Source organism: Streptomyces sp., assembly GCF_019510245.1.
Lineage (GTDB): Bacteria > Actinomycetota > Actinomycetes > Streptomycetales > Streptomycetaceae > Streptomyces.
In genome coordinates this window covers 120,053-130,878 of sequence record NZ_JAEKKT010000141.1, presented here as the reverse complement: position 1 = coordinate 130,878, position 10,826 = coordinate 120,053, and the positions used below count along the sequence as shown (strand labels likewise).

The 10,826-nt window shown below is 66.8% G+C and carries 5 protein-coding genes; 3 read left to right on the top strand and 2 right to left on the bottom strand.

Going from position 1 to position 10,826, the window contains the following annotated elements; all coding sequences use genetic code 11:
- The coding region (locus JF597_RS23525) for an ATP-binding protein (RefSeq protein WP_293998015.1) at positions 1-459 on the top strand (459 nt) is incomplete at its 5' end.
- On the opposite strand, the gene pglX is transcribed toward JF597_RS23525, so the two are convergent.
- The gene (gene pglX / locus JF597_RS23520; RefSeq protein ID WP_293998013.1) at positions 386-4,006 is read right to left on the bottom strand and encodes a BREX-2 system adenine-specific DNA-methyltransferase PglX; all 3,621 of its coding nucleotides are present in this window, start codon (positions 4,004-4,006) and stop codon (positions 386-388) included. The genes JF597_RS23525 and pglX overlap by 74 nt on opposite strands.
- Complete coding sequence (gene pglW / locus JF597_RS23515; RefSeq protein ID WP_293998011.1) at positions 4,003-8,712, bottom strand: BREX system serine/threonine kinase PglW; 4,710 nt, start codon at positions 8,710-8,712, stop codon at positions 4,003-4,005. Before pglW ends, pglX begins: the two co-directional genes overlap by 4 nt.
- Before the next feature lie 188 nt (positions 8,713-8,900).
- On the opposite strand from pglW, the gene JF597_RS23510 reads away from it, so the two are divergent.
- Positions 8,901-10,346: a hypothetical protein gene (locus JF597_RS23510; protein WP_293998009.1), complete on the top strand. Its 1,446-nt coding sequence runs from the start codon at positions 8,901-8,903 to the stop codon at positions 10,344-10,346.
- Between the two features lie 112 nt (positions 10,347-10,458).
- Entirely contained in the window at positions 10,459-10,824 is a 366-nt protein-coding gene (locus JF597_RS23505) for a hypothetical protein (RefSeq protein WP_293998007.1), read from the top strand.
- Positions 10,825-10,826 lie beyond the last annotated feature (2 nt).

Sequence of the window (10,826 nt, the reverse complement as noted above, 5' to 3'; positions counted from 1 at the left end):
CCGGCCAACGAGACGCTCACCCTCATCACGGCCGAACTCAGCGCCAACGCCGTACGCCACGGCCACATCCCCGGCCGGGATTTCCATCTCCGACTCAACCTGGCCGAGGGCATCTTCCGCATCGAGGTAACCGACACCCGAGCCGAGAAGCAGCCCCCGCCCACTCCCCCGACCCCCGACTCCCTGTCCGAGTCCGGCCGCGGCCTCCACCTCGTCGCCGTCCTCGCAGACGACTGGGGCGTCACCCCTCGACCGACCGCTCCGGGCAAGACCGTCTGGGCGGTGCTGCGCGTACCGACCGGAGGCCACCCGCACACACGCCCGGAGGCCCCTCGTCCAGCAGACTCGGCATCGGCGTGCGGGCACAACGCCGAGTCGTTTCCGGCTACTTCTTCACTGCAGGGCGACGGCCTCGGGTTGCAGCCTGGGGACGCCAGTTGCGAAGGTCGTCGTCGGTGAGTCCGTGCTCGCCCTGCTTCTGCTGGCGGTAACCCGCGAAGAAGTCCGCCGGGGAGCCGCTGTAGAGCAAGTCGAACTCGTTGTGCCACTGGGACAGCCACGGCTGGAGTTCCAGCAGGCCGGCGAGGAACGGCGTGATCTCCTCGGTGGACAGCGCGGTGTTGGTGAAGTACGTGGCGAGGGCCTGCGCCTGCTCCCGGTGGTCCCAGCCGGCCCACCCGTACAGCTCGGGGGTGGCGGCGTTGGTCTGCCCGTACGAGATGAACCGCTCCTTGGGCACGTCGAGCTTGCCGCGCGCCCTCCAGTAGGAGGGGCGGAGGAAGTCGGCCGAGGTGTACTTCGGCGGTATGGGGATGGAGTCCCTGATCTTCCGCTTGGCGGGCTCGTCGGGAGCGGCGTCCTCCTTGCGCTGAAGGTCCCAGACCTCTTCCCAGTCGGCGCGCTTCTTGAGGCCGGAAGGCTTGTAGCGCAAGGCGGAGAGGAACGGCACATGCTCGTCGGTGATCAGCTCGGCGACGACCTTGGCAAGCTCCTTGCGGGGCGCGTAGAGCTTGGCCACGGAGACGAAGTCCTCGTCACGGGAGAGGGCGTCGGTGAGACGGGCCAGGGTAAGAATGGTGGGCTGCCCGTTCTCGTCGAACCAGTGGTCGCGGTTCTCCATTCGGTCGAGAAGCCAGGAGCGAAGGACTTTCTCCTGAAGGGCATCCCACCCCTCGGTGGCCCAGCGTCGCTTGTACTCGGGGCGCTCGACCATGTTGATGGCACGGGTCGACTCGATTACGTCAATGCGCCTCTGAACGATCTCTTTATAGAGAGAGGGCCAGTGGGCGGGGATCTCCGTGATGGGCTTGGAGTTGTGCCGCTTGAACCACTCATCGCTGGCCTGGCCTGCGGCTACGCGACGAGCAAGGACGATTTCGAAGGCGCGTTCGCCGAGGGCGAGTTCAGGGATGTTCGGGTCGTCGGGGTTCTCGGAGACACGGAGGTCTTCTGGATGGAGCTTGTAGAGGGAGTAGACCTGCCAGTCGAGTTCCTCCTGGAGGGCGATCATGCGACCTCGATTGGATTCCCAGATTTTCCTTGCTTCCCGGAGAGCACTGAGCGTGGGAGGCCCAATCTTCGCCACCCCTGAAGGCGCCGCAGCAGGAAGCAGTTGCGCCAGGGAATCCAGAGGTTGCGAGAGAGCAGTCGGACGCCTTTCCGGAAGAGGAAATCGCTCTACATTGGCCCCATTGAACTGATAGAAGTCCTCGAATGGGATCGTACTCTGCCGAGCCCCTTTAGAATCTACCGTACTCCCCATGTTATGGCAGCGCATTTTTAGCCAGAAACCCGCAGTTGAACTATTCAGAATGGCGAGAATGTTCGACAAATCCTCATTGCCGACATCGAGGGAGAACTTAACAACAGGGGCAGATTGCTTGAAAGCCGTCCCCTTCCTATCCCACACAAAATGGTTATGGGTCGCAACAAACGCGTAAGCAAGGTACGTTGGGTTAGATGATGGGTCCTTCGGAAGCTGATGCCACTCCCACCACGGCCTACCCGATTGAAAGTAATTCTTGCCGGAGAAAGTAGCTCGACTGCCCAACTCGGTGCGATAAGGCCAAATATCGACAGACTTAAGAACTGACGACGGAACAACCTTGGGTTCCCTATCGGAACCATAGGGAAAGAATGCGGCATTATCGGTAACCAGTCCCCAGTCGCGCAACTCATCGCCAGCAGCTGTTGGGGTAAGGAACTTGGCAACTTCGGGCGACCAAGAGCGACTCGGACGAATCATCACGTCGTCTGCATGAGTCATTCCCACGAACCCGACGCGGATACATTCGTCTTTCAGAGTCCCGCCTGAATTTTGCTCGATAGACTCAACAGTTTCACGACCGCCATCAGCCAGGATCCATGGGTGAGTTCCGAAGAACTGCTTGCGATCCAGGTCCTCAACAGAGACCCAGTTACTAATGGAACCCGGCACGTCGATCTGATCAAAGATCGCTTGCCAGACAAGACCGGGCTCACCATCCTTTGGCGTGCGCGGCTCACCATGCACGCCTCTTACAGTTCTAATCGTCACCGCACGGCCACCTCCTGACCTATTCTTGCCGATTAGAACAATTGTCGGAGTCCCATGCCCAGGCACGTGAGCACCGGAAGTGTCAATTACCTCAGTCAACTCTACTGCGTTGGCGAAGAATCCTTCAATGAGGCGCTTACCAAATTCCCTTTTACTGAATGAACTGGCCGTGATCTGCCCAACCATCCCATATCCGAGCCCATCTCCGGCGCCACGCTTGGCCAACTCGAAGAACCTCTGAGCAAAGGGGACGGAAAGTGCGTAAATCCCCGCACAAGAACTGTATAGTTCCCGATAGAGTGCGTTCAATCCCTTGTCTTTAACCGTAATATATGGAGGATTACCAACTACCACATGATAACGCCCCCGCTGAAGAATACCGGGATATTTATGTACATCCTCTGTGGAGTAGGCAAAGGAAGCTAGAGGATCACCCTCTTCTCCTTCAACCCCGCCCAGCGTCAACTCCAACTGCCGAGCCTTGATGAGCGAGTCACCCACCGCCAACTGAATCGGCCACTCGTACTTCGCCGCCTCCGCCAGCGTCCGCACCCCACCCGCCGCCATAGCCGCAACCAGCAACCGGAACCGAGCAATAGCCACCGCGAACGGGTTGATGTCCACCCCGTGCACCGAGTCCAGCGCAGCCCGCACCCGCTCATGCACGTCCTTCCCCGGCTGCCCCTCTCCCCACAGCCGCACCAACCGCCGAAACGCCCCCAACACAAAGTGCCCCGACCCACACGTAGGGTCGATCATCTTCAGTTCCTCGTACCCGAACTCCCGCACCGCAGGATTCATCGTCCGGTCGAGGATGAACTCCTCCACGAACTCCGGCGTCTGGAGCAGCGCATACGTCTTCCGCGCGGCCTCACTCAAGTCCTGGTACAAGTCACCCAGGAACCGCGTGTCCCACCCCTCCGTACCGTCCTCGTTCAGCGGATCGGTGAAGTCATGGACGAGGACACCCGCCTCATCCCTCCCCCGCCAGAACTCGACCAGCTCCCGCGCCCCGTCATGCGACAGCGGAACCTGATACAGCGGGTTGTGCCGCTTGTCAAAAAGAAGCCGCCCCGCCTGCCCCTGCCCCAGCTCCTCGAACGCTTTCTCCAGCCACCCCCGGTACGTCGGATCCTCATCCGACTCCACATACGCGTCGTACCGAGACTCCGCCAACTCCCGCCGATCCCCGTCCGGCCCCGTCAGGTACGGCTCCGGAATCAGCCGGTTGTCCTCGCAGAACCGTACGAACACAGTGCCCAGCACCCACGCCACCGCGACCTGCGTGACCCGCTCGTCCAGCCACGAGGTCCACGTCGCCGCCGTACGCCCCAGCTTGCGCGCCTGGTCGTACTCGCCCCTCAGCCGCGCACCGACCTCCCCCAGCGCCTTCACCTGGCGCCCGAGGTCGGTCTCGACCGCCTTGACCTGCTTCTTCAGGTCCTCCAACAGAGCCTTGCGGTCGATCACTTCGCGTCTCCCTCGACACCACTGGCGCTGGCACTTGCCACACCCTCGCCGGACCCGCGATGGGCGTTGCCCACCCACGTGTCCGGAAGCTGAATCCACTCCCCCAGGCCGGCCTGGTACGGCACGGCCACCTGCCCGAGCCGGGGCTCGCGCGAGGGGTCGCTCTGCGGGACCAGGAGCCACAGGCCTCGCCCGCCCTGCCGGGCCGCCGACGCCAGTCGGTCCAGGACGCCCATCGCGTCGTACCGCGCGAACACCCCGGCCTCCGTCAGCAGCACAGGACCGGCCCCGCCATCGCCACCGTCACCCAGCAGCTCCGCAACCCGGGGCTCCACCACGCCCCACGCCGTCCGCACGTACTCCGCAAACCGCACCGCGCCCTTCGAGCCCGGCTCGGCGGCGTCCGCCTTGAGCAGGGTCTCCCAGGTCGGCTTGGTACCCGGCGTGACCTGAGCGTGCAGAGCCTCCAGGAACAGCTCGGTCACCGACAGCGCACCCGCGCCCAGCCGCTCGGCGCCCAGCTCCCGCACCGCGTCCCGCACCAACTGCTGCCGTACGGTCAGCACGCGGAACCCGTCCCGCCGGGCCGACGCCAGCAGCCGTTCCTCCGCGCGCACCGCGCCCGCGAGCTGCGGGTCGTCCGCGTACCGCGTCACCGCGCCCGTACGCGTCGACTGCCGCCAGGCACCAGTCGTGAGGTAGCTGGACGCGTCGTCCACCCGTGTCGGCAGGTATCGCAGCGTCCCCGTGTCGTCGCGCATGTTGAGCGACAGTTCGAAGCCCGCGTCCCGCAGGGCCTTCGTCAGCGGACCGGCCGTCGGCAGTTCGTGGGAGGCACCGCCCCGCCCGTCCACCACGACCAGCTCGGGGAAGCGAGCGCGTACCCGCTCATGCACGTCCTCGCCGGTCAGACCCGGCTGCCGCCCTTCCGGTACGCCCGGGATCCAGCGGACGAGCCCCGCCTGCGTGAGCCGCAGCGCCCTGACCAGCGACAGGTCACGCGGATAGATCTCCAGACGCGGAGTGGCCGCGGCGTTCACCGACGCCGCAGCCGCCAGCTCCACCATCCGCCGCTCGTCCCAGTCCACCGCGCCCGGCGGCACCGTCAGCGCGCCCAGCTCGGCCAGCACGGTCGCCGCCGTCGGCAGGGTGTCCAGCCTCGCGAGCCGATCAGCCGTCTTTCCGAGACGGGTCGCGTACTCCAACAAGCCCGGCGCGGTAGGGGTGTCCGGACCGTCGGTCTCCCGCACGTCGAGCGCGAGCAGGCCGGCACCCAGGGACTCGTCCGTCGCCTTGCGGTTCGGCTGGTGCTGGAACTCGGCTTCCTGCGGCTCCAGTTGCTCCACCTCGACCACGGCCCGCACCGCCGCCAGCGCCATCGCCCGCCGCTGCTCGCGCCCCGCGAGATGCGTACCGCGCCGGACCGCCAACGCGTCCGCGATCTCCACCGCCGAAGCGACCCGCCCCATGCTCACCAGCAGGTCGATGATCTCCCCGCGCAGTGCCTGGACGGCGGGCACCGCCTTCCAGCGCTTGCGCTCCTCCTTGAGCATCTGCGGGATACGGCCGTGGCTCAGGGCAAGAGCGTCCGCGACGTCCTTCTGCTTCGGCCAGACGCCGATGTCCGGCAGGACCCCGTGCTCGTCGGGCAGGCGCAGCAACAGCCGCACCATCTCCGCCTTGTTGCGGTTGGAGCCGTTGTTGTTGACGGCGGGCACGAAGACGGTGGCGAGGGTGTCGAGGCTGACCGAGCGCAGGGTGCGGGCAGGCAGCGTGCCTGCCGAATCGCCCGTCGCGAGGTGGCCCACCAACGCCGACTCGGCGGCCGTGAGCTGGTCCAGCTCCTCCTTGGCCTCCGCCCGGCCCTTCGGCGTCAGCGGGGATACCGGCGCCTCGCGCAGCCGCTCGCCCCACTCGCGCTGCCGCTGCTGGACCTCGTTGCGGGTCTTGGCGCCGAGGCCTGGGGCGTTGACGAGCTTGCGGCGGCTGTAGTCGAGCAGTTCGCCGACCGTCGTGATGCCCAGGCCGTAGAGGAAGGACTGGGCGGCGGGCGTGAGGCCGGAGACGGTCAGCGGGGTGTCCCGCGTGACCTCGGCGGCCAGCCGGTCGCGCTGCTGCTCGGCGGTCTCCGGCTCGGCGTCCGCGATCGCCGCGGCGGCGCCCGCGGCGGGCAGCGCCTCCCCCGGCGCCGGAGCCGCCGGGGCCGACGCGCGGGTGCGGTGGCTGGAGGGGACCGTCTGGGAGGCGTCGAGGAAGACCTTGCGCCAGGCGTCCCGCATCGGCTTGAGCTCGGGGTAGCGCTTGCCGGCGTCGCGGTGCAGGGCCTTCTGGAAGAAGGCGACCAGACCGTCCCGGACGGCCGGGTCGAAGGCCTCAGCCGCGATCGTCGGGTACGGCCACTCCTTCGCGTCGGTCATGCGGGGCAGGACGCTGCCGTCGCCCCACTTGGGCAGCTCGCCGGAGGCCATCTGGTGCAGGGTGACGGCGACGGCGTACCGCTCGGCGTGGGAGTCGTACGAGCCGCGGGTGATGACGTCGACGAAGGGGTCGAGGTAGCCGTCGGTGCCCGCGTCGGTGTTCTTCGCGGGGTAGCCGGCGAGGGAGAAGTCGATGAGGACGAGTTCGCGGGTGCGGTTGGGGCGGATGCGGATGGCGATGTTGTCCGGCTTGATGTCGCGGTGCCAGACGCCCTCGCCCTCCAAGAAGTCGACGGCGCCGAAGAGGTAGTCGCCGTACGCCTCCAGCTGGTCGACCTGGAGGCGGCCGTTCTCGCGGAGCTGGCGGGCGACGGTCTCCTCACGGCGGCGCGGGCGCCCGCCGGCCGCCTCGGTGCCCTGCCCGCCCTCGTCGCGTTCGTCGCCTACGTACTCCAGCACCAGGACCGTACGGCCGCCCATGTGCAGCGGCTCGGTTTCGACGAGGCGGATGATGCCGGAGTGGGGGCGCAGGCGGGCCATGGCCTCGGCCTCGCGGGCCAGGATCTCGCCCCGGTTGTCGGAGAGGGCGACCTTCAGGACGGCCAGGGGGCGGGTCTTGCGGGCCTCCGCCTGAAGGTCGCGGACGAGGAAGGCGCGGCTGGTGGAGCCGGTGCCGAGGCGGCGGCGGATCTCCCAGCGGCCGGCGAGCACGTCTCCGGCGACGGCTTCCAGCGGGTCCTTGTCGGCGGGGGGTTCGTCCTCCTCGCCCGGCGTCTCCGTGCCGGGGGCCGCCGCGGCCGGGGCGGTGAGGGAGTCCTCGACGACCTCCAGCAGTTCCAGGAACTCGTCCACGCTGGAGAGTCGCTGGCCGGGGCGGTAGGCGGTGGCGGCCTGCACCAGGTCGTCGACGTCCTCCGAGAGGCCGTCGACCAGAGAGCTCGGGCGCAGGCCCTCGCCCGCCTCCAGTCGGGCCAGCAGTTCGGCCTGGCTGGCGGCCGGGGCCTTGCCGGTGACCAGCAGGTAAGTGAGGACGCCGAGGCCGTACACGTCGAGGTAGACCGGGTCGGGGTTGAGGGCGGTGAGCTCGGGGGCGAGGTAGGCGTCGGCGTCGTCGGCCAGGTGCATCGCGGACAGGGCGGTCGGCGCGAAGCGGGTCATGCCCTGGCCCTGGGAGGAGTCCCCGCTGCGCTGGGTGGCGATCTGCCAGTCGGAGATCTGCAGCTGCGGGGTGAGCCAGGCGGCCTCCTCCCCGACGGCACGGCCCTTGCCGCCGCGCGGCCGGGGGACGACGTGCACGGAGCGGGCGGCGAGTGCCCGGTGGTGGATGCGGCTGGAGTGCGCGGAGCGCATGGTCTCGGCGAGTTGGCGGACCAGTGCCATGCGGCCGAGGATGTCCAGTTTTTCTCCGTACTGGACCAGGTACTCGTCCAGCTTGAGGGTGGCCGGGTGGTAGTCGAAGATCAGTGCGGGGCCGGCGGCGTGCCCGGAAGGGAAGTACTGCTTGAGCTCGACCGCGCCGGGGTGCTTGAAGCGGCCCAGCACGGCGGCCTCGCGGCGGGCGGCGTTCTCGACCGACTGGCGCAGGGAGGCGTCGGAGCCGCGCTCGCTGAGGTAGATGCGGACGCGGGCGGCCTCGGGCAGGTCGCTGTGGCGGGCGAGGTAGTCCGCCCAGGTGGGCCCGGAGTCGAAGGACTTCCGCTCCAGCTCGTACGGGCCGACCTTGTACTGAGCGTCACTCTTGCGGATGCCGATGTTCTTGAGGGCCGCCTCGATCTCGCGGGAGCCGATCGCCGTGATACGGCGGCGCTCGTCGCTCGGGGGCTGCTTGAGCATCTCGACCAGCTGGTGGACGGTGTGGACGCCGTTCTGGTCGTGTGCGGGCAGCCGTACACGGAGGCTGTTGTCCGTGAAGCAGACGGCCTCGGCGACCCAGACCCGCTTGTGTCCGGGCAGCGCGAGCAGGCCGGCGAGTTCCTTGGCCTTGCGGTTGACCAGGTGCAGCGGGTTGCCGTGGGTACGGCGACGGCCGCCGGGCGTGGTCTGCACCCAGGTGCCGTTCTCGGAGGTGACCGAGCCGTGCCAGTCCTTGAGTTCGATCATGCAGACGCCGCCGGGGGCGACGACCAGCAGGTCCACCTCGCGGACGTGGCCGGTGTTCGCGGTGAACGTGAAGTTCGACCAGGCACGCCACGGGTCGGAGTCCGGCAGCTTCTCCCGGATCGCCTCCAGGCCGCGGCGTTCGTGATCGAACTCGGACTCGGTGACCGTGACCCACCGGCCTTCCCGCATGCCTGTTCCCCGCTCCTTGTGTCCCTCAAGGGTCGCCGTTCCCCATGGTCAGACCCAGAAAGACGATCCTAGTCCGTGCCTGTGACATGAGAAGGGGTGATGAAGGACGGGAGTATAGGACATACATCCCGAACTAGGTCATTGCACGGCATCAGAACCAGCCTTTCCGCCCTCGGTAGGGTCGGCTCGTGACCTACATAGTGACCCTCACGCCGAGCCAGATCGCGAAGAACGAACCGGACTGGCTCATCACGCAACGTTTCACGAAGGCACTGCCCACGGAACTCGACACGTCCCCCGAGGGGACGCGGTTAGCGTTCCTTGTCTGCGACAACAGGGCAGGCTCGGCTGACAACGGCCGCACGGAGTTCTCCGAACGCGGCCGCTTCATCATCTGGGTGGGGGCAGTTCTGCGCATCAACACCGTGGGACCGGTGGACAGAAGCATCACCATCGAGCCCATGAGAAGTTGCCCGGAGGCAGTTCCGCTCGACGGCCCCGAAGGCATCCTCGCCGCCCTCTCCCCTACCCATCGAGCGGCTGTGGAGCAGGCCTTGTCGGGGAGCGCGGGATACTGCGGAACAGAAACATGGCAGGCCCTCCGGGCAGCGCTCCGGCAGAGTCACCCGGAGCTGACGCCGTACATCGACTGGCTGCTGGCCCGGCTCAATCCGGTTGCCTTCAGGCCCGACGATGCCGCGGACCGCGCATGGCAGGAACAGAAAGACGCGGCGGATTCCCTCACTCGCCTGACCGATTTCCCCCACTCCTCATTAGCTGCCTGGGACCGCCCCCTCAACCGGGATGACACGTATCTCGCAGGTCTCATCCCGGAACCTTTCGAGCAAAGCCTGATCGACCACGACGTACGGGTCGGCCTCGGAGACATGTCGCAATTCTTCGACGGTTGGCGGCGGCTCAGCGATGTGCTGTGTGACATCCATGTCCTGGAGGATTCGACAGGACGCCGACTCGAGATCGTCAACGTCAACGCCACCCCGGTCGAGAACCGACTGGGTACCGACATGATCTACTACCACCATCCCACCCACAGTTTCGTCCTCGTCCAGTACAAACGGCTGGACCCGCGAGGCAAGGAGTACCGGGTGGACAAACAGCTTCGCGGGCAGATGGACCGCCTGGAGAAGGTGGCGCAGCTCAGCCTCGAGCCCACGCGCCCGCACGAATGGCGCCTTGCCCAGGATTCGTGCTTCCTGAAGTTCGCCTACTGGCGGGACAGCGCGACCTCCTCCTCCGACCTGGCACACGGCATGTACCTTCCCCTCTCCTACGCCCGTGTGCTGCTGGACGACGACTGCACACGCGGCGAGCGAGGTGGGCGGATCATCAGCTATGAGCGTGTGGGCCGCTATCTCGTCAGCTCGGAGTTCACGGACTTGGTGAAGCTCGGCATGGTCGGAACCGTCGGAACCAGCGTCGAACAGCTCCGGGACCTGGGGCTGCAACGAGCCCGTGAGGGTTACAGCGTCGTGATGGGGCTGGAGACAAGCGAGGAAACGCCTCGCGCTCGTACCACACGTGTCCGCAACCGCAGCTCGAAGAACAGGCCCAAAGTGACGTCGTACTCCCCTCCCGCCGCACAGGAGCCCTTGTTCGACGTCCCGGACTCTTGATCCACGAGGGCACCTGCCGCCAGGGAGTCGACGTTCTGTTCCTCGCCCCACGAAGGGGTCAGTAGTGAGACCCTTCATCCCGACACAGGCGCCAGGTCAGGGGGCAGGACAGATGCCGAGCGAAGCAGAGAACCGGTTCCACGGCGACATGCGTAGGGGCGCCGAACGCCTCAAGCGTGAAATCGGCTACAACCCCACGCGCTTCGTGCAGATGCTGGGTGAGCTGGGCGGCGTCGGGGCTGCCAAGCAACTCCTGCGCGGCGGCAACGCCTCGGACGGTTTCACCACGCTGTGGGAGGCCGGCCGCCTCGAGCTGAGCGTCGAAGCCTTCGTTCTCCTGCCGTGGTACCGGCAACTCTTCGAAAACCACCACTTGGACACGGCACGGTACCGGCTGAGGGAGCACGGATTCGACGTCGACCGCTTTCTGCGTGAAACCCAGCGGAATCCACCCGTCTGGGTTTCTGACGACGTCTGAAC

Bases quoted from the DNA above. Each gene is read 5' to 3' on its own strand.
- pglW (WP_293998011.1), bottom strand. From the start codon at position 8,712: ATGCGGGAAGGCCGGTGGGTCACGGTCACCGAGTCCGAGTTCGATCAC.
- JF597_RS23505 (WP_293998007.1), top strand. From the start codon at position 10,459: ATGCCGAGCGAAGCAGAGAACCGGTTCCACGGCGACATGCGTAGGGGC.